17 protein-coding genes and 1 tRNA gene are annotated in these 19,443 nt (G+C 70.4%); 3 read left to right on the top strand and 15 right to left on the bottom strand.

Annotation, left to right across the window (positions count from 1 at the left end; all coding sequences use genetic code 11):
* Positions 1–72: 72 nt before the first annotated feature.
* Together ES689_RS02460 and ES689_RS02455 are read left to right on the top strand one after the other, a co-directional pair.
* On the top strand, positions 73–1,212 hold the full coding sequence (locus ES689_RS02460; RefSeq protein ID WP_146899735.1) for a carbohydrate ABC transporter permease: 1,140 nt from the start codon (positions 73–75) through the stop codon (positions 1,210–1,212).
* Positions 1,209–2,192 (top strand): carbohydrate ABC transporter permease, encoded by a 984-nt coding sequence (locus ES689_RS02455; protein WP_133737753.1) that lies wholly within the window; start codon positions 1,209–1,211, stop codon positions 2,190–2,192. The genes ES689_RS02460 and ES689_RS02455 overlap by 4 nt, the downstream gene beginning before the upstream one ends.
* 262 nt (positions 2,193–2,454) lie before the next feature.
* Here the strand turns inward: ES689_RS02455 and ES689_RS02450 are convergent.
* Positions 2,455–2,530: transfer RNA gene (locus tag ES689_RS02450), tRNA-Glu, on the bottom strand.
* Between the two features lie 156 nt (positions 2,531–2,686).
* Between ES689_RS02450 and ES689_RS02445 the strand changes: the two genes are divergently transcribed.
* Positions 2,687–3,322, top strand: coding sequence for an MBL fold metallo-hydrolase (locus ES689_RS02445; RefSeq protein WP_146899732.1), 636 nt, complete (start codon positions 2,687–2,689; stop codon positions 3,320–3,322).
* A gap of 108 nt (positions 3,323–3,430) precedes the next feature.
* Here ES689_RS02445 and serA read toward each other — a convergent pair whose 3' ends face one another.
* From serA to ES689_RS02375, 14 genes are all read right to left on the bottom strand, one after another.
* Positions 3,431–5,020: a phosphoglycerate dehydrogenase gene (serA, locus tag ES689_RS02440; RefSeq protein ID WP_146899730.1), complete on the bottom strand. Its 1,590-nt coding sequence runs from the start codon at positions 5,018–5,020 to the stop codon at positions 3,431–3,433.
* A gap of 166 nt (positions 5,021–5,186) precedes the next feature.
* Positions 5,187–5,588: a hypothetical protein gene (locus ES689_RS02435; protein ID WP_146899726.1), complete on the bottom strand. Its 402-nt coding sequence runs from the start codon at positions 5,586–5,588 to the stop codon at positions 5,187–5,189.
* On the bottom strand, positions 5,585–6,052 hold the full coding sequence (locus ES689_RS02430) for a hypothetical protein (RefSeq protein WP_146899724.1): 468 nt from the start codon (positions 6,050–6,052) through the stop codon (positions 5,585–5,587). The genes ES689_RS02435 and ES689_RS02430 overlap by 4 nt, the downstream gene beginning before the upstream one ends.
* A complete protein-coding gene (locus ES689_RS02425; protein WP_146899720.1) occupies positions 6,049–7,188 on the bottom strand; it encodes a mannitol-1-phosphate 5-dehydrogenase in 1,140 nt (379 codons plus the stop codon). Before ES689_RS02425 ends, ES689_RS02430 begins: the two co-directional genes overlap by 4 nt.
* Positions 7,189–7,282: 94 nt before the next feature.
* The gene (ilvC, locus tag ES689_RS02420; protein ID WP_123546472.1) at positions 7,283–8,308 is read right to left on the bottom strand and encodes a ketol-acid reductoisomerase; all 1,026 of its coding nucleotides are present in this window, start codon (positions 8,306–8,308) and stop codon (positions 7,283–7,285) included.
* 75 nt (positions 8,309–8,383) lie between these two features.
* Positions 8,384–8,893 carry an acetolactate synthase small subunit gene (gene ilvN, locus ES689_RS02415; protein WP_123546473.1) on the bottom strand — a complete coding sequence of 170 codons (510 nt, stop codon included), beginning with the start codon at positions 8,891–8,893 and terminating at the stop codon, positions 8,384–8,386.
* Complete coding sequence (locus ES689_RS02410; RefSeq protein WP_146899717.1) at positions 8,890–10,794, bottom strand: acetolactate synthase large subunit; 1,905 nt, start codon at positions 10,792–10,794, stop codon at positions 8,890–8,892. The genes ilvN and ES689_RS02410 overlap by 4 nt, the downstream gene beginning before the upstream one ends.
* A gap of 146 nt (positions 10,795–10,940) precedes the next feature.
* Positions 10,941–12,704 carry a dihydroxy-acid dehydratase gene (gene ilvD / locus ES689_RS02405; protein WP_146899714.1) on the bottom strand — a complete coding sequence of 588 codons (1,764 nt, stop codon included), beginning with the start codon at positions 12,702–12,704 and terminating at the stop codon, positions 10,941–10,943.
* Positions 12,705–12,743: 39 nt separating this feature from the next.
* A complete protein-coding gene (mnhG, locus tag ES689_RS02400; protein ID WP_146899711.1) occupies positions 12,744–13,313 on the bottom strand; it encodes a monovalent cation/H(+) antiporter subunit G in 570 nt (189 codons plus the stop codon).
* Positions 13,310–13,573 carry a monovalent cation/H+ antiporter complex subunit F gene (locus tag ES689_RS02395; RefSeq protein ID WP_123546477.1) on the bottom strand — a complete coding sequence of 88 codons (264 nt, stop codon included), beginning with the start codon at positions 13,571–13,573 and terminating at the stop codon, positions 13,310–13,312. The genes mnhG and ES689_RS02395 overlap by 4 nt, the downstream gene beginning before the upstream one ends.
* Positions 13,570–14,205, bottom strand: a complete 636-nt coding sequence (locus ES689_RS02390) for a Na+/H+ antiporter subunit E (RefSeq protein ID WP_146899708.1) — start codon at positions 14,203–14,205, stop codon at positions 13,570–13,572. The genes ES689_RS02395 and ES689_RS02390 overlap by 4 nt, the downstream gene beginning before the upstream one ends.
* Positions 14,202–15,797 carry a Na+/H+ antiporter subunit D gene (locus ES689_RS02385; RefSeq protein WP_146899705.1) on the bottom strand — a complete coding sequence of 532 codons (1,596 nt, stop codon included), beginning with the start codon at positions 15,795–15,797 and terminating at the stop codon, positions 14,202–14,204. The genes ES689_RS02390 and ES689_RS02385 overlap by 4 nt, the downstream gene beginning before the upstream one ends.
* On the bottom strand, positions 15,794–16,399 hold the full coding sequence (locus tag ES689_RS02380) for a Na(+)/H(+) antiporter subunit C (protein ID WP_146899702.1): 606 nt from the start codon (positions 16,397–16,399) through the stop codon (positions 15,794–15,796). The genes ES689_RS02385 and ES689_RS02380 overlap by 4 nt, the downstream gene beginning before the upstream one ends.
* Positions 16,396–19,392, bottom strand: a complete 2,997-nt coding sequence (locus ES689_RS02375) for a Na+/H+ antiporter subunit A (protein WP_146901700.1) — start codon at positions 19,390–19,392, stop codon at positions 16,396–16,398. The genes ES689_RS02380 and ES689_RS02375 overlap by 4 nt, the downstream gene beginning before the upstream one ends.
* Positions 19,393–19,443 lie beyond the last annotated feature (51 nt).

Below are 19,443 nucleotides of genomic sequence, written 5' to 3'. Positions count from 1 at the left end.
CCCCGTCGCGCGCGGCCGCCTCCTCGGCGCCGTGCTCGAGCGCCCTGGTACCCGAACGTGAAAGGGACAGCGATGTCCAGCTTCTTCCAGTGGTTGGCGGGCATCCCGCCCCTGGCCCAGATCCCCCTGATCCTGCTCGCCTTCGCCGCGCTGGTGGGCGTGGTGCTCGTCTTCGTCGAGTTCGCGCCCCGCCGTGGCCTCCAGTACACGATCCTCCGCCTCGCCGTCTGCGTGGTCGTCCCGGTCGTGGTGCTGCTCGCCTTCGGCCTCTACCAGTCGGTCATCTGGGTCGCCGCGATCGCGGCCGTGCTCGGCGGCGGGCTGTTCCTGCTCGACTACCGCTCGAAGCGCGGCGCCGGCTATTCGCTGCAGCTCATCGCGTTCATGACCCCGGCCGTGTTCTTCCTGCTGATCGGCCTGATCTACCCCACGATCACGACCGCGGGGCAGGCGTTCATGAAGAACGACGGGTCCGGCTTCGCAGGGCTCGACAACTTCGTCTGGGTGTTCACGAGCCCCGACGGCCTCACTGCCTTCGGCAACACGCTGATCTGGGTGCTGCTGGCCCCGATCACGGCGACCGCGATCGGTCTCGCCTACGCGGTCTTCATCGACAAGAGCCGAGGCGAGAAGTTCCTGAAGCTGCTCGTCTTCATGCCGATGGCCATCTCGTTCGTGGGCGCGTCGATCATCTTCAAGTTCTTCTACGACATCCGCCAGGGCGACCAGATCGGCCTGCTGAACGGCATCCTCGTCGGCTTCGGCGGCCAGCCCGTCGACTGGCTCGGACTCGAGCCGTGGAACACCCTGCTGCTCGTCATCGTGCTGATCTGGACCCAGGCCGGCTTCGCGATGACCGTCTTGTCGGCGGCCATCAAGGGCGTCCCCGCCGAGCAGCTGGAAGCAGCCTCGCTCGACGGCACCAACGGGTTCCAGGCGTTCCGTCACATCACCGTGCCGGGCATCCGCACGACGATCATCGTCGTCCTCACGACCATCTCGATCGCGTCGCTGAAGGTCTACGACATCGTCTCGGCCATGACCGGCGGCCGCAACGACACCACCATCCTCGCGTTCGAGATGGTGCGCCAGTTCCAGCTCGGCAGCCGCACCGGCTACAGCTCGGCGCTGGCCGTGATCCTGTTCGTGCTCGTCCTGCCGATCGTCATCTACAACGCCCGCCAGATCCAGAAGCAGAGGGAGATCCGATGACCGCCACCCCCACCCCCGTCGGGGTCGCTGTCGGCTCGGGCACCGAGCGGCAGCTCAAGCGCGGCCTCGCCGCCGTCGAGAGCTCGAGCGGCAAGCTGAAGAAGGGCACCACGAGCCGAGGCGCCACCATCGCCGCGCTCATCATCGCGGCCATCTGGACCCTGCCGACGGCCGGCCTGTTCATCTCGTCGTTCCGCCCCGCCAACGACATCAAGACGACCGGCTGGTGGACGGTCTTCGCCAACCCGGGCTTCACGCTCGACAACTACGTCAACGCGTTCAACTCGGGCGACAGCCTCACGCTCGGCAAGGCCTTCTTCAACTCGCTCGTCATCACGCTGCCCGCGGCGCTGATCCCGATCACGATCGCCAGCCTCGCGGCCTACGCGTTCGCCTGGATCGACTTCAAGGGCCGCAACACGATGTTCGTGCTGGTCTTCGCCCTGCAGATCGTGCCGATCCAGATGGCCCTCGTGCCGCTGCTCCGGCTCTTCTCCGACGGTCTCCGCGTCGGCGGCCTGTACATCCTCCCCGGCCTCGGGGTGAACGGGCTCGACGGCTCGTTCGCCAAGGTGTGGATCGCGCACACGATCTTCGCCCTCCCCCTGGCGATCTTCATGCTGCACAACTTCATCTCCGAGATCCCAGCGGAGGTGATCGAGGCGGCCCGCATGGACGGCGCCGGACACGGCCAGGTCTTCTTCCGGATCGTGCTGCCGCTGTCGATGCCGGCCATCGCCTCCTTCGGCATCTTCCAGTTCTTGTGGGTGTGGAACGACCTGCTCGTGGCGACGGTGTTCACCTCGGGGCAGGGCTTGCCCATCACGAAGGCGCTGCAGGACCTGTCGGGCTCGTACGGCCAGTCGTGGGAGCTGCTCACCGCAGGTGCGTTCATCTCGATCATCGTGCCGCTGATCGTGTTCTTCGCCCTGCAGCGGTTCTTCGTCCGCGGCCTGCTGGCCGGCGCCACGAAGGGCTAGATCGCCCGCCTGCGGCGCTCGACCTGCCTGCTGGCGGGAAGGCCCCGGCGACGTCACCCGACGTCGCCGGGGCCGTTCCCGTCCGGGCCGCGCTGCTCCGCGCCGAGTGGTCGCGTACGGTTCCGTCGCGGCGCCGGGAGGACGGCAACTGACCACTCGCCAGAGGGGCCAGCCGGAGGCGAGGGTCAGGTCGGCGTCTCGGCTGGCGGATCGTGCCCCCGAACGACGAAACCGCCCGGCTGAGAGCCGGGCGGTTTCGTGATGGTGACCCCAACGGGATTCGAACCCGTGTTACCGCCGTGAGAGGGCGACGTACTAGGCCGCTATACGATGGGGCCGTATTTGCAACTCGTCGAGTATGCCACAGCTGTCGAGCCGGTCACAAATCGGGGCCGCTCCGCGTGTCGCAGGCATCCCGCAAGGGCGGCAAGAGCAGGCAGGAGGCGGGCGCGACAGGGGTCATCGGTAGCGCCCACGGGCGTACAGTCGGCCCCATGCGCCTCACGAAACTCGAACACGCCTGCCTCGTCGTCGAGAAGGACGGGCGCAAGCTCGTCATCGACCCTGGCTCGTTCACCGCTCCCCTGGTCGACCTGCACGACGTCGACGCCGTCGTCGTGACCCACGAGCACGCCGACCACTGGACGCCCGACCAGCTCGCCCACCTCCGCGAGACGAACCCCGACGCGGTCCTGTACGGCCCGCAGGGCGTCGCGGACGCGGCCGACGGGTTCGAGGTCCACGTGGTCACCGACGGCGACACGGTCGAGGCCGGGCCCTTCAGCCTGTCGTTCCACGGGACGCGGCACGCAGTGATCCACGAGAGCATCCCCGTCATCGACAACGTCGGCGTCATGGTCAACGGCTCGCTGTTCTACCCGGGCGACCAGTTCACCGTGCCGGGCGTGCCGGTCGAGACCCTGGCGACGCCGGTCGGCGCCCCGTGGCTCAAGGTGTCCGAGGTCATCGACTACGTCGCGGCGGTGAAGCCGAAGCTGGCGTTCCCGACGCACGAGCAGACCCTGTCCGGCCCGGGCCTCGCGATGCACTTCGATCGTATGAAGGCGAGCGCGCAGTCCGTCGGCGGCGACGCCGTCCAGCTCGCCGCCCACGAGTCGATCGAGCTCTAGGCGCAGGGCACAGCACCCCGCACACAGCACGACGCCCCGGCGTCGGTCACAGGACCGGCACCGGGGCGTCGCCGCGTCGCGCGGGGCGCGCGGGCAGCGCGGGCAGCGCTACAGCGTGACGTCGATCTCGCGGAGCAGCTCGGCGTCGATCGCCGTGCGGACCTTCTCGAGCAGCTCGTCGGGCGCGGGGCTGTCGATCGTGAGGACGCTGAGGGCCTGGCCCCCTGCGCTGCGACGGGCGATCTGCATGCCGGCGATGTTGATGCCGGCGTCGCCGAACTCCTTGCCGTAGACGGCGACGATGCCCGGGCGGTCGCCGTAGACCATGACGAGGTGGTGGGCCGCGATCGGGACCTCGACGTCGTAGCCGTTGATCTCGACGATCTTCTCGACCTGCTTGGTGCCCGTCAGGGTGCCCGAGACCGAGATCTGGCCGCCGTCGGCGAGCGAGCCGCGGACGGTGAGGACGTTGCGGTACTCCTCGCTCGTGGGGTCGGTGAGCAGGCGCACGGTGATGCCGCGCTGCTCCGCCAGCAGCGGCGCGTTCACGTAGCTGACCGACTCGCTGACGATGTTCGTGAAGATGCCCTTGAGCGCCGCGAGCTTGAGGACGCTGACGTCGTACTCGACGAGGTCGCCGCGGACCTCGACGTCGACGCTGGTCAGGGGCGAGTCGGCGAGGGCCGCGAAGACCTGGCCGATCTTCTCGAGCAGCGGGATGCCGGGGCGCACGTAGGGGTCGATGACCCCGCCTGCGACGTTGACCGCGTCGGGCACGAGCTCGCCGCCGAGGGCGAGGCGCACCGAGCGGGCGACCGAGACGCCCGCCTTCTCCTGAGCCTCGTCGGTCGAGGCGCCGAGGTGCGGGGTGACGACGACGTTCTCGAGGCCGAGCAGCTTCTGGTCGACGGGAGGCTCCGACACGAAGACGTCGAGGCCCGCACCGGCGATCTCGCCCGTGGTGAGCGCCGTGTAGAGGTCGTCCTCGTCGATCAGGCCGCCGCGCGCGACGTTGACGACGAAGGCGGTGGGCTTCATGGCCTTCATCTGCTCGAGGCCGATCATGCCGGTCGTCTCCGCCGTCTTCGGCATGTGGATGGTGACGAAGTCCGCGGTGGCGAGCAGCTCGTCGAGCGAGAGCAGCGTGACGCCGAGCTGCTGGGCTCGGGCCGGGGTGACGTAGGGGTCGTACGCGACGACGTTCACGCCGAAGGCCTGCAGCCGCGCGGTGATCAGCGCGCCGATGCGCCCGAGGCCGACGATGCCCACCGTCTTCTCGAACAGCTCGACGCCCGTGTACTTCGAGCGCTTCCACTGGCCCTGCGCCAGGGCGGAGTGCGCCGCGGGGATGTGGCGCGCGAGGCTGAGGATGTGGCCGACCGTGAGCTCGGCCGCGGAGATGATGTTCGAGGTCGGCGCGTTGACCACCATGACGCCGGCCGTCGTGGCCGCCTTGATGTCGACGTTGTCGAGCCCGACGCCCGCACGGGCGATCACCTTCAGGCCGGGAGCGGCGGCGATGGCCTCGGCGTCGAGCTGCGTCGCCGAGCGGACGAGCACCGCGTCGGCCCCCGCGAGGGCCGAGAGCAGCGCGGGACGATCGGTGCCGTCCACGGACCGGACGTCGAAGTCGGGGCCGAGGGCCTCGACGGTGGCGGGTGAGAGTTCTTCTGCGATCAGCACGACGGGCTTGGCCACGGAGACGATGTCCTAACGAGAGGGGTCTGGGGTGAACGCCGCGACGCGCCGTGGGCGCGGCTGCTGTGCACTCTATCGACTCAGGCGGCGCATGACGCGCACATGACGCCCCGCCCCGCGTCTGCCCTCGGCGCCCTCGCCAGGGGGCGCACCGGTGCAGGTCGGGTCAGATGCTGAGGACGTACGCCGTGATCGTGAGCGACACGGAGCCGACGAGCGCCAGCCCCGCGACGAAGGCGAGCACGACCTGCCAGAGGGGCCGCCTGCGCGCGACGAGGAGCGCACCGCCCCAGGCGACGACCGGCAGCAGCACGTTGGCGACGAGCGCGGCCCACGGCGGCGTGGCGGCGAGGCCGTCCACCCCGACCTCGTCGAAGAACTCGTTGTTCTGGTAACGGACGTCCTGCGGCACGAGCACGAGGTTCGTGATCGCCTCGTACAGGTCGTAGGCGAAGAAGAGCGCGGCGACGACGGCGACCACGACGAAGGCGACCCGGGGGCGACGACGACGAGGGGCCGTGGTGCCGCCGGCCGTGTGCGTGACCGGGCCGGTCTCGCGGGCGGTCACGCGCCTCCTCCGATCACCAGGGGCCACGGTGCCAGTGCCACCGCGCCGATCGCGAACACGAGGAGGCGCCGCGACGACCGCGACTGCGGCACCAGCAGGATCGTGGTCACGAACCACACCGCGGGGGCGACGATCGCGAGCGCGACCCCGAGCAGCCACAGGGCGGTCTGGAGGTGGTCGACGGCAGTCCCTCCGAAGGACGTCAGGAACTGGTCTCGCGAGACGAGCCACCCGACGCACGACAGCAGCGCGACGCCGCCGAAGACGCCGTGGCCCACGAGGGAGGCGCTGCTCATGCCCCCGTCGAGCTCGTCGTCGGCCTCGGTGCCGGACGCCGCAGCGGGCGCGGGGCCCTCGACGTGGCTGGCGTCGCGTTCGTCGCCCCAGCTGAGGGCGTCGTCGTCGTGCTCGTCGAGGTCGTGTGCCTCGTCGTGCTCGCGACGTGCCGGGGACGGATCGGTCATGCCGCCGTCTTCGACGAGACCGCCTCCAACAGGGCCGGGAACAGCGGATGGCCCTGCTCGACGCCGGTCAGCGTCACCGTCAGCTCGGCGTCGGGGAGGCCCGAGGTCAGCAGCGCCTGCAGCTCGACGCTCTCGGCGTCGTCGGGCACGTCGAAGTCGAGTGCCGCACGGACGGCGCGGACGAGGGCGTCATGGCCCAGGCCGCGCTCGGCGAGCTGCGTCGCCGGGCCGACGAATCGCTCGTGGCGGCTGAGCTTGCGAAGAGGGCCGCGGCCCACTCGCTCGGTCGTGTCGGGCAGGTGCGGGTTCGAGATGCGCACGAGGTTCTTCTCGACGTAGGCCTGCTGCTCGTCGAGGTCGAGGTCGTGCTTGGCGACGAGCAGCTCGGTGGTCTCGCGGAGCGCGCCGCGGACCTCGGCCAGCACGGCCTCGTCGGCCAGTGCCTCGCGGATGCTGTCGAGGCCGCGCGAGAAGCCGTGGTAAGCAGCGGCCGCGTGGGCGGTGTTGACCGTGAAGAGCTTGCGCTCGATGAAGGGCGCCAGGTCGTCGACCCAGGTGACGCCGGCGATGTCGGGGCGGTCGGCGCCGAAGGGCGCACTCTCGACGACCCACTCGAAGAACGACTCGATCGTGACGTCGAGCGAGCCGGCGGCCTGCTCGGGGACGATGCGGTCGATGGCGCAGTTGGCGAAGACGGCGTTGTCGGCCGGGTCGGCCTGGCGCACGGCCTCGGCCAGGGAGTCGGTGGCGTTGATGGCGTTCTCGCACGCGATGACGGCGAGGGGCGCCAGGGAGGCGTCCCGCGCAGCGAGCCCCCGGGCGATCACCGGGGCGACGAACGGGAGGATGCGGGCGCCCACGGCCGTGGTGACGACGTCGGCGGTCGCGATCTCGGCGACCAGCGCCTCCTCGTCGGTCCGGCTGTTGATCGCTCGGTAGCCGTCGACGACGTTGGTGCGGCTCTCTTCGCCGACCTCGTGCACCTCGAACGACGGCTGCCGCTGCAGCAGGCCGATCAGCTCGTCGGCGACGTCGGCGAACACGACCTCGTAGCCGCTCGCGTGCAGGAACTGCGCCACGAAGCCCCGACCGATGTTCCCCGCACCGAAGTGCACTGCCTTCTTGCTCGCTGCCATGCCCTAGATCATGCCACGAGCGCCCGAGAGCCCCGGACGGCCGAGGGGCCCCTCTCCGGATGGAGAGGGGCCCCTGCGGGTGGAGAGGGGGTGGTCAGCGTGCGGCGCTGCCGTCCACGTAGTCGGTGTCGGTCTGCTTCCAGGCGAAGAGCGCGCGGAGCTCCTGGCCCGTGGCCTCGATGGGGTGCTCCTCGCCCTTCTTGCGCAGCTCGGCGAACTCGGGCGCGCCGGCGTCCTGGTCGTCGATGAAGCGCTTCGCGAAGGCGCCCGACTGGATGTCGGCCAGGACGGCCTTCATGTTCTCCTTGACGTCGGGCGTGATGACGCGGGGGCCGGAGACGTAGTCGCCGTACTCGGCGGTGTCGGAGACGCTCCAGCGCTGCTTGGCGAGGCCGCCCTCCCAGATGAGGTCGACGATGAGCTTGAGCTCGTGCAGGACCTCGAAGTAGGCGATCTGCGGCTGGTAGCCGGCCTCGGTGAGGGTCTCGAAGCCGTACTGGATCAGCTGCGAGGTGCCGCCGCAGAGCACGGCCTGCTCGCCGAAGAGGTCGGTCTCGGTCTCTTCGGTGAAGGTCGTCTTGATGCCGCCGGCGCGGAGGCCGCCGATGCCCTTGGAGTACGACCAGGCGAGGTCCCAGGCCGAGCCGGAGGCGTCGTTCTCGACCGCGACGATGACGGGGACGCCACGGCCGGCCTCGAACTCGCGGCGGACGGTGTGGCCGGGGCCCTTGGGCGCGACGAGCAACACGTCGACGTTGTCGGGGGCCTCGATGTAGCCGAAGCGGATGTTGAAGCCGTGGCCGAAGACGAGCGCCTTGCCCTCGGTGAGGTTCGGGGCGATGTCGTCCGCGTAGACGTGGCGCTGCACCTGGTCGGGCGCGAGGACGACGATCACGTCGCCCCAGGCCGAGGCCTCGGCGGGGGTGTGGACCGTGAACCCGGCCTCCTCGGCCTTGGCGCGGCTCTTCGAGCCCTCCTTCAGGCCTATGACGACCTCGACGCCCGAGTCGCGGAGGTTGAGCGCGTGGGCGTGGCCCTGCGAGCCGTAGCCGATGACGGCGACCTTCTTGCCCTGGATGATCGACAGGTCTGCGTCGGTGTCGTACACGATCTCAGTCACGGTGGTGGTTCTCCTTGTGTGGGGCGGTGGGGCGGTGGGGTGGAGCAGGGAGGCGACGGGACGAGCCCGCGCCGGTCACTGGGCCTTGGGGACCCGGTCGGTGATCGCCTTCGAGCCGCGGCCGATGGCCAGCAGGCCGGACTGCGAGATCTCGCGGATGCCGTAGGGCTCGAGCACGCGCAACAGCGCCGTCGTCTTGCCGGTGTCGCCGGTGACCTCGATCACGAGCGAGTCCGTAGAGACATCGACCACGGACGCGCGGAAGAGCGTGACGGCCTCGAGCACCTGCGACCGGGTGGTGGCGTCGACTCGCACCTTGATCAGCATGTGCTCGCGCTGCACCGACTGCGAGTAGTCGAGCTCGACGATCTTGATGACGTTGATCAGCTTGTTCAGCTGCTTCGTCACCTGCTCGAGCGGCAGCTCCTCGACGTCGACGACGACGGTGATGCGGCTGAGGCCCTCGACCTCGCTCTTGCCGACCGCGAGGCTCTCGATGTTGAAGCCGCGGCGGGCGAAGAGCCCGGCGACCCGGGTCAGCAGACCGGGCTTGTCCTCGACGAGGAGGCTCAGGACGTGGCTCATGCGTGCTCTCCTGTCATGTCGCCGTCACGGGTCGTGTCGGAGGCGCTGGTGCCGGGGGCCTCGTCGTCCCACTCGGGGGCGAGGGCCCGGGCGTGCTGGATCTCGGAGTTGGAGACGCCCTGGGGCACCATCGGCCAGACCATGGCGTCGCGGCTGACGACGAAGTCGATCACCACCGGGCGGTCGTTCGTCTCGAGCGCGAGCTGGATCGCGGCGTCGATCTCGTCCTCCCGCGTGACGCGGATGCCGAGGGCACCGTACGCGTCGGCGAGCTTGACGAAGTCGGGCACCATCCGGGTCTCGTGGCCGGTGTTCAGGTCGGTGAACGAGTGGCGCCCCTCGTAGAAGAGCGTCTGCCACTGGCGGACCATGCCGAGCGACGAGTTGTTGATGATCGCGACCTTGATCGGGATGTCGTTGATGACGCAGGTGGCGAGCTCCTGGTTCGTCATCTGGAAGCAGCCGTCGCCGTCGATGGCCCACACGACGCGGTCCGGCTGGGCCACCTTGGCGCCCATCGCGGCCGGCACCGAGTAGCCCATCGTGCCCGCGCCTCCCGAGTTCAGCCAGGCGTGCGGACGCTCGTACTCGATGAACTGCGCGGCCCACATCTGGTGCTGGCCCACGCCGGAGGCGTAGATCGCCTCGGGACCGGACAGCTGTCCGATCCGCTGGATCACCGCCTGCGGCGAGAGCAGGCCGTCGTCGGGCTGGGTGTAGCCGAGCGGGAACTGCTCGCGCAGCCCCTCGAGCTTCTGCCACCAGGCCGAGGTGTCGGCACGGTCGGCGGCGGGGATCTCGGCGAACGCCGCGGCGAGGTCGGGGATGACGACCTTGGCGTCGCCGACGATGGGGACGTCGGCCAGGCGGATCTTCGAGATCTCGGCCGGGTCGATGTCGACGTGGACGACCTTGGCGCCGGGGGCGAAGAGATCGGCCTTGCCGGTCACCCGGTCGTCGAAGCGGGCACCGAGCGCGATGATCAGGTCGCTCTCCTGGAGGCCGAGCACAGCGGGGACGGTGCCGTGCATGCCGGGCATCCCCAGGTGCTGGGCGTGGGTGTCGGGGAAGGCGCCGCGCGCCATGAGGGTCGTGACGACCGGGGCGCCGGTCAGCTCGACCAGGGCCTTCAGCTCGGCCGAGGCCCCGGCGCGGATCACTCCGCCGCCGACGTAGAACACGGGCTGCCTCGCCTCGGCGATCATCTGGGCCGCCGCGGCGATCTGCTTGCCGTGCGCCTTCGTGACGGGCCGGTAGCCGGGCAGGTCGACGACGGGCGGCCAGACGAAGGGCGCCGAGTTCTGCTGGGCGTCCTTCGTGATGTCGACGAGCACGGGGCCGGGCCGGCCGGTGCTCGCGATCTGGTAGGCCGCGGCGAGCGTCGCCGGGATGTCCTCCGGCTTCGTCACGAGGAACGAGTGCTTGGTGATCGGCATCGTGATGCCGACGATGTCGGCCTCCTGGAACGCGTCCGTGCCCATCAGGGTCGAGAACACCTGCCCCGTGATGGCGAGCAGCGGCATGCTGTCCATGTAGGCGTCCGCGATGGCGGTGACGAGGTTGGTGGCCCCGGGGCCGGAGGTGGCGATCGCCACGCCGACCCGCCCTGAGGCCGCCGCGTAGCCCTCGGCCGCGTGGCCGGCGCCCTGCTCGTGGCGCACCAGGATGTGGCGGATGGCGGTCGACGCCATCAGCTCGTCGTAGAACGGGATGATCGCGCCGCCGGGGAGGCCGAAGACGTCGGTGACCCCGAGGTGCTCGAGCGACTTGAGGATGGCGCCGGAGCCCGTGAGGACGACCGGCTGCGCGGTCGTCGCGGAGCTCGTGGGGCCGGCGGCGGGGGCCGGCCGGGCGCCGGGGCGCACGGGGGCGCCGGGCTGAGGTGTCGTGTCGTTGGGCATCAGTGCCGATTCCCTCTTCGTGGTGGTGGTGGAGCGGTGACGACGGTGCCGGTCGACGGCGGTGCGCTGTGCGGAGCGGCGAGCCGGACGCCCCGTCCGGATGCCGGCTCGGGCGGCGGTGCCGCGCCGAGCCGGTCGGGACGAGGTCAGTACGTGACTGCGCCCTCGGCCGCGGAGCGGACCTGGCGTGCGTACTTGGCGAGGACACCGCGGGTGTAGCGCGGAGGGAGGGGCGCCCAGCCTTCTCGGCGGGCCTCGAGCTCAGCGGCGTCGACGAGTAGGTCGATCGAGCGAGCGGCGATGTCGACACGGATGAGGTCGCCATCACGCACGAAGGCGATGGGACCGGAGTCCACCGCTTCGGGTGCTATGTGGCCGATGCAGAGGCCGGTTGTGCCGCCCGAGAATCGCCCGTCCGTCAAGAGTAGTACATCCTTGCCGAGCCCAGCGCCCTTGATGGCCGCCGTGATGGCGAGCATCTCGCGCATGCCGGGGCCGCCCTTGGGGCCCTCGTAGCGGATGACGACGACGTCGCCCGCCTCGATGCGACCGGCCGTCAGGGCGTCCATCGCGCCGCGCTCCCGCTCGAAGACCTTGGCCGGGCCCTCGAAGACGGAGGCGTCGAAGCCCGCGGTCTTGACCACGGCGCCCTCGGGGGCGAACGAGCCGCTGAGCACGGTGAGCCCGCCGGTCGCGTGGATGGGGTTCTCGAGGGTGCGGAGCACCTCGCCGTCGAGCGGCTTCGGCTTGATCGCCTCGAGGTTCTCCCGCACGGTCTTGCCGGTGACGGTGAGGCAGTCGCCGTGCAGCAGGCCCGCGTCGAGCAGGGCCTTCATGACGACGGGCACCCCGCCCATGCGGTCGACGTCGTTCATCACGTACTTGCCGAAGGGCTTGAGGTCGCCGATGTGCGGGATCGTGTCGCCGATGCGGTTGAAGTCGTCGATCGTGAGGTCGACCTCGGCCTCGTAGGCGATCGCCAGCAGGTGCAGCACGACGTTGGTCGACCCGCCGAACGCCATGGCCACGGCGATGGCGTTCTCGAACGCCTCCTTCGTCAGGATGTCGCGGGTGGTGATGCCGAGACGCAGCAGGTTCACCACGGCCTCGCCCGAGCGGTGGGCGAAGTAGTCGCGACGACGGTCGGCCGAGGGCGGCGACGCCGAGCCGGGCAGGCTCATGCCGAGAGCCTCGGCCACGCTCGCCATCGTGTTGGCGGTGTACATGCCGCCACAGGCGCCCTCGCCGGGCACGATGGCGCACTCGATGGCCTTGAGGTCGTCGTCGCTGATGGTGCCGGCCTTGTGGGCGCCGACGGCCTCGAACGAGTCGATGATCGTGACGTTCTTCTCGGTGCCGTCGCTGAGCTTGACCCACCCGGGGGCGACGCTGCCCGCGTAGAGGAACACGCTCGCGAGGTCGAGCCGGGCGGCGGCCATCAGCATGCCGGGCAAGGACTTGTCGCAGCCGGCCAGCAGCACCGAGCCGTCGAGGCGCTCGGCGTTCATGACGACCTCGACGCTGTCGGCGATGACCTCTCGTGAGACGAGCGAGAAGTGCATGCCCTCGTGGCCCATCGAGATGCCGTCCGAGACGGAGACGGTGCCGAACTGCAGCGGGTAGCCGCCGCCGCCGTGCACTCCCTCTTTCGCGCCCTGGGCGAGCCGGTCGAGCGACAGGTTGCAGGGGGTGATCTCGTTCCAGCTGCTGGCGATGCCGATCTGCGGCTTGTCCCAGTCTTCGTCGCCCATGCCGACGGCGCGGAGCATGCCGCGCGAGGTGGTGGCCTCGACCCCGTCGGTGACGACGCGGCTGCGGGGCTTGATGTCGATCGGTGCTGCGTCGATGGGCGCTGCGTCTACGGGGCCTCGGGCTTCTGCGTCCGACGGCTGGCTGTCATTCACGGGCATGGGTCGAGTTTAGGGCCTGACCGACAGCAGGCAGGCCCCTCAGCCGAGGCCGGGATCAGCGGGGTGGTGGTGCCCGCCCTTGACGTGCAGCGGGGCGTCGTGCTCCCGTTCGCGCGCCTCGTCGTCGTGGGCGTCGTCGTCGCCCTCGGAGTCGTCGAGCCCGTCCGCGCGGTCGAGCTCGACGGCCAACGCGTCGGCGGACCCCACCGGCAGGGTCGACGGGTCGACGTCCGAGAGCGACTGACCGTCGGCCACGAGCTCTTCTCCCGCTCGGGCGACCGCCTCGTCGAGCTCGTCGACGACGAGCATGTCGCGACGCAGGTCGCCGTTGCGGTAGCCGGCCCTGCCGATCATGTGTGCCGAGATCGGGGCCGTGAGCATCTGGAAGACGAGGACGACCACCAGGGAGGCGATGGTGCCGAGGGTGTGCTGGTCGAGCGCGATCGCCGACAGCATCAGGATCAGCCCGAAGATCTGCGGCTTCGTGGCGGCGTGCATCCGGGTCAGCGCGTCGGGGAACCGGAGCAGGCCGACGCCCGCGGCCGCGGAGAGCGTCGCGCCGGCGACGAGCAGCACCGCGCTCGAGACCGTGTAGAACTCGTCGCTCATGACGGGTCCTGCCTCGACACGTAGCGCGCCACGGTGATCGAGCCGAAGACGGCCGTCAGGGCAAGCACGATGATGACCGGCAGGGTCCGGGTGTGGTTCCCGAGCACCATGTCCGCGGCGAGGACGCAGATGAGGGTCGTGAGCAGCATGTCGCTCGCGATCATGCGGTCGAGGATGGACGGCCCCCGCACGATCCGGAGCACCGACGCGAGCGCGGCGAACGCGAACAGCACGCCGACGACCCAGGAGACGATCGTCATGAGGCGACCCCCTTGTTCTTCTCGTTCACGGGCACCTCGGCGCCGGACCGGTCGGTCGGGGCGTCCTCGGTGGCGGGCGTGCCGTCGGCGATGCGGCGGAGGTCGTCGGCGCTGCCGAGCGCGCGGGCGATGCGCTTCTCGAAGCCGAGCACGCTGTGCCGCACCTCCTCGACGCCGTCCGCGTCCTCGACCGCGAGGGCGTGCATGTAGAGGATCGACCTCTCACGGTCGGCCTCGACGACGAGCGACCCGGGAACGAGCGAGACGGCCTCGGCGACGAGCGTCATGATGAAGTCCGACCGGGTGTGCAGCTGGACGGCGACGATGGCGTTGCTCTTCACGCCTCGGGGCCGCACGGCCTTCCAGGCGACCTCGACCGACGCGACGACGAGGTCGAAGACGAACCGGCCGAGGAACACCAGCGCCCAGCCGAGGTTGAACCGCCCACTCAGCTCGACCGGCGGCAGGAAGAACACGCGCGTGACGAGCAGCGCCACGAGCACGCCCGTGACGAACGACAGCACCGTCAGCTGGTTCCAGAGGAACATCCAGAGGACGACGAGGCCGACGAGGAGGGGCAGCTGACGGAGCAGGCTGCGTCCGATCTCGTGGGCCGAGGGCCGGGCGGTCACGGTGCGCTCCCCTCGTTGTCGGCGGTGTCGCCCTCACCCGAGGGGAAGACGAGCTGCACGTACGAGTTCGAGCCGTAGACCTTGCCCGCCGCGCGCTCGGCGACCCCGTAGAGCGGGCCCGCGAAGACGGTCAGGACGAGCGAGACGCCGACCATGCCGACGGTGGCGCCGATCATGGTGCGCGGGTTGGCGCGCTTCGCCTGGACAGCGGTGCGGCCGGGTGCCTCCTCGAGACGCTCGGTGAGGGGCGACTCGTGGTCCTCGACGTCGCTGCCGGGACGCCAGAAGGCCAGGTTCCAGGCCCGCATCAGGGCGTAGAGCGTGAGCAGCGACGTGACCGCGCCGGCACCGATCAGCACGTAGACGAGCGGGTCGTCGAGGCGCGCGCCGGCGTCGAAGAGCGCCACCTTGCCGATGAAGCCGGAGAACGGGGGGATGCCGCCGAGGTTGAGGGCCGGGATGAAGAAGAGCACCGCCACCACGGGCGCCGCCTTGAGCAGCCCGCCGAGGCGCAGCACCGAGGCCGTCCCGCCGCGCCGCTCGATCAGCCCCGCCGCCAGGAAGAGCGTGGTCTGCACCGTGATGTGGTGCACCACGTAGTAGATCGTCGCGGCCAGGCCCTCGACGGTCCCGAGCGCGATGCCGAAGATCATGTAGCCGATGTGGCTGACCAGGGTGAACGACAGGAGGCGCTTGATGTCTGCCTGCGCCACCGCGCCGAGGATCCCGATCACCATCGTCAGCAACGAGATGATCAGCAGGTAGACGTTCACGTTGCTCTCGACGAAGAGCACGGTCTCGGTCCGGATGATGGCGTAGACGCCGACCTTCGTCAGCAGGCCCGCGAACACCGCCGTCACCGGGGCCGGAGCGGTCGGGTACGAGTCGGGCAGCCAGAACGACAGCGGGAAGATCGCCGCCTTGATGCCGAAGGCCGTGAGCAGCATCACGTGGATGATCGTCTGGACGTCCGGCGGGATGGTGTCCATCTTCTGCGCGATGTCGGCGATGTTGACCGTGCCGAGGGCGCCGTAGATCATCGCGATCGAGGCCAGGAACAGCACGCTCGAGAGCAGGCTCACGACGATGTACGTGACACCGGCGCGGATCCGCTGCTCGGTGCCGCCGAGGGTGATCAGCACGTAGCTCGCGATCAGCAGCATCTCGAAGCCGACGTAGAGGTTGAAGAGGTCGCCCGCCGCGAACGCGTCGAAGACGCCGGCGGCCAGGATCAAGTAGGTGGGGTTGTAGATCGAGACGGGGGCGTCGCCGTCACCGTCCGCCGAGCCCTGCCCGACCGAGAACACGAAGACGGCCAGCAGCACGATCGACGAGATGGTGAGCATGAGCGCCGCGAGGCGGTCGACCACGAGGAGGATGCCGAAGGGCGCCTCCCACCCGCCGACCTGCACCGCGATCGCGCCGTCATGGTCGACGACGACGAGGAGGACGGCGCTGATGGCCACGACGATCGCCAGGGCGGCGATCGTGAGCACGGCCTGGAGCCGGGGCCGCCGGGTCGCGACGAGTGCGGCGCCTGCGCCGATGAGGGGCACGAGCACGACGAGCGGGACGAGGAAGTCGAGGTTCACGGTCGGCCTCCTCTCGGGTCGTCACGGTAGGTGCCGCGGTCGCGGTCTCGTTCGGGGTGGGCCGGGTCGTGGTCGGGAGCGTGCTCCGGGTCGGCCACCGGGATGGTCTCGCTCGGGGCGTGGTCCCACGGGTCGTCGTCGTCGAAGGACGTCTTCGGGACGGCCGCCTCGGCGTCGGGACCGAACTCGGTGTCCCCGTCGCTCTCGTCGTCGCCGTCGCCCTGCGTCTCGTCCTCGGCGGGCACCCCGCGGATGCCGATCTCGAGGTCTTCGAGGTCGTCGGCCACGTCGTCCTCCTGCGCGAGCCGCCAGGAACGGTAGATGAGGGCCAGCAGGAAGGCCGAGACCCCGAAGGTGATGACGATGGCAGTGAGGATGAGCGCCTGCGGCAGCGGGTCGGCGAAGCTCGACTCGGCCACCTGGCCGTCGGCGATCGGCGCCTCGCCGCTGCGGCCGGACATCGTGAGGATGAGGATGTTCGTCGCGTTGCCCACGAGCAGGAAGCCCAGCAGCACACGCGTCATGCTGCGCTCGAGCATCAGGTAGATGCCGCACGCGTAGAGCGCCGCCATCACGACGATCAGGACGAGCGACGCGCTCATGCGGGACCCTCCGCCTTGGTGGTGGCCGTGACCGAGGCGTCGCCGCGGTCGTCTTCTTCTTCTTGTCGGTCGACCTCGGCCCCGAGGCTGCGGAGCACGTCGAGCACGAGACCCACGACGACGAGGTAGACGCCGATGTCGAAGAACGTCGACGTGACGAACTCGACGTGGCCGAGCAGCGGCACCTCGCCCTCGAACCAGGTCGAGGTCAGCGCGTCGACGCCGAAGAAGAGGGGGACGACGGCCGTGGCGACGACGATCAGCAGGCCGGAGCCGAGCACCTTGCCCGCGTCGAGGGGCGCCGCGGCGCCGAGCTCGAACCGTCCGCCCGCGAGGTAGCGCGCCACGAACGCCATGCCCGCGACCAATCCGCCGGCGAAGCCGCCGCCGGGCAGGTTGTGGCCGGCGAAGAGCAGGTAGATCGAGACGACGACGATGGCGTGGAAGAGCAGCCGGACGACGACCTCGAGCAGGATCGAGCGGTTCTGCGGCGCCAGCTTGCGGCCGGCGAGCAGCCAGGCACGCCGGTCGCCCTCGACCTCTGACCCGACCGCCGTGCTCGAGGAGGCGTCGGCCCGGTCGGCCTGGCTGCCGCCGTCCCCGGAACCCGGGACGACGGGAGCAGGCTCGAGGGCCGGGCGCACGCGGGCCAGGAAGCGCTGGGCGCGGGTACGGCGGGCCGGACGCGGCAGCATGTCCGTGCGCGACGTGAGGAAGACGAGGCTCGCGACTCCGGTCGCGGCCGCGATCAACACGCTGATCTCGCCCATGGTGTCCCAGCCGCGGATGTCGACCAGCGTCACGTTGACGACGTTCTTGCCGTGGCCGCCGACGACCGCGAGCTCGGGGAACGCGCTCGAGATCGTGCCGCCGCTGCGGGCGCCGAGCGCGACGACGGCGATGGTCGCCATGACGCAGCCCACCGAGACGCCGATGACGGCTCGGAGCGCGCGGTGCGAGCGTCCGTTGCGGTCGCCGAGGCGGGCCGGCAGGCGCCGCAGCACCAGCACGAAGGCGATGAGGGTGATCGTCTCGATCAGCGCCTGGGTGAGCGCGAGGTCGGGAGCGCCGTGCAGGGCGAAGAGCGCAGCCATGCCGTAGCCGGTCACCCCGACCAGCACGACGGCCTGGAAGCGCTTGTTCGACCGGGCCGCGGCGACGGCGCCGACGATCATCAGGCCGCCCACGGCGAGCTGCGCCGGGTAGTCCCAGATGACGGCCGCGTCGGGCCAGCTCCGGTTGGACGACAGCGTGACGATGCTGGAGACCACGAAGACGACCAGGATCGTGCCGAGGTAGAACGGCAGCGACCCGCGCTGGGTCGTCGCCGTGGTGCGCGACGCCGTCTTGTCGATGCCGGTCATGATCCGGACGTAGCCGTCGGAGGCGCGCGGCAGGAACGAGACCGCCTTCTGCACCGCGGACACCCGCTCGCGCTGCCAGAACATCACGGCGCCGAGCACGAGCGAGAGCACGGTGAGGCCGAGTGCGGGCTCGAGACCGTGCCAGAGCGCCAGGTGGTACGGACCGTGCTCGCCCTCGACGTGCGGCAGCGTGTCGGCGTAGCGGGCCATGACGGAGTCGACCGGGGCCGCCACGAAGCCGAGCACGAGGCTGAGGGCGGCGAGGACCGCGGGCGCCGCGAGGAAGTCGATGTGCTCGCGGACGAAGTCGACCGGGGCCACGTCGCGCTTGCGGGCGAAGGCGCCCCAGAGGAACCTCAGGCTGTAGGCCGTGGTGAGGACGGAGCCCACGACGACGCCGACGAGCGCGATCCATCCCCAGGCGCTGCCGTGCTCGGCGTCGGCGAGCAGGGCCGAGAGCACCGCCTCCTTCGCGACGAAGCCGAACGTCGGGGGCACGCCGGCCATCGACGCGAGCGCGACCACGGTGATGACGACGAGCAAGGGCGCCTGGCGGCCCAGGCCGCTCAGCTTGCGGAGGTCACGCGTGCCGGTGCGGTGGTCGACGATGCCGACGACGAGGAACAGCGTCGCCTTGAACAGGGCGTGCGCGACGAGCAGCGCGAGGGCGGCGAGCCCCGCGTCCCGCGTGCCGTAGCCCGCGATGATCGTGAGGAAGCCGAGCTGGCTGACGGTGCCGTAGGCGAGGACGAGCTTGAGGTCGTGCTGGCGGAGGGCACGGTAGCCGCCGAGCAGCATCGTCACGACGCCGACGGTGACGACCACTTCTTGCCAGCCGGGCGAGTCGTGGTAGCCGGGCGCGAAGCGGGCGACGAGGTAGATGCCCGCCTTGACCATGGCCGCGGCGTGCAGGTACGCGCTGACCGGGGTCGGGGCGGCCATGGCCGCGGGCAGCCAGAAGTGGAACGGCACGAGGGCCGACTTCGACAGCGCGCCGACGAGCACGAGGATCACCGCGACGGTGACGGCCGTGCCGCTCGGCGGCGACGCGACGAGGGCCTCGATCGAGGAGGTGCCGCCCTGGACGCTGAGGACCACGAGGCCGACCAGCATGGCCAGCCCGCCCGCCGTGGTCACGATCAGCGCCTGGAGCGCGGCCCCGCGGCTCGCCTGCTTGTTCGTGTAGTGACCGATCAGCAGGTACGAGAAGACGCTCGTGGCCTCCCAGAAGACGAAGAGGACGAAGACGTCGTCGCTGGTGACGAGCCCGTACATCGCGCCGGCGAAGGCGACCAGCACGGCGGCGAAGCGGGCGAGGCTCTTCTCCCCCGGCTTGAAGTAGCGGGAGCAGTAGACGAGCACCAGCCCGCCCACGCCGGTGACGACCAGGGCGAGCACCCACGACAGCACGTCGAGGCGGAGGGTCAGCGTGATGCCGAGCTGCGGGATCCACGGGACCGACTCGACGACCTGCCCCTGCGAGAGCACCTGCGGGCCCTGCAGGGCGGTCATCACCATGGCGGCGAAGGGCACGGCCGAGGCCCAGAGGAACAGCGACGGCCCGAGCCGGCGACCCAGTGCGGCGACGACGATCGAGGCGACCGCGAAGGCCGCGAGAGCAGCGATCATCATGGTGCACCTCCGTCGGCTGGCGAGTTCGTCGGTCGTTCGGGCTGATCG

Source organism: Frigoribacterium sp. ACAM 257 (assembly GCF_007954365.1).
Classification (GTDB): Bacteria; Actinomycetota; Actinomycetes; order Actinomycetales; family Microbacteriaceae; genus Frigoribacterium.
Note: the sequence above shows the minus strand (reverse complement) of the source record. Positions and strands in the feature narration are given on the sequence as shown.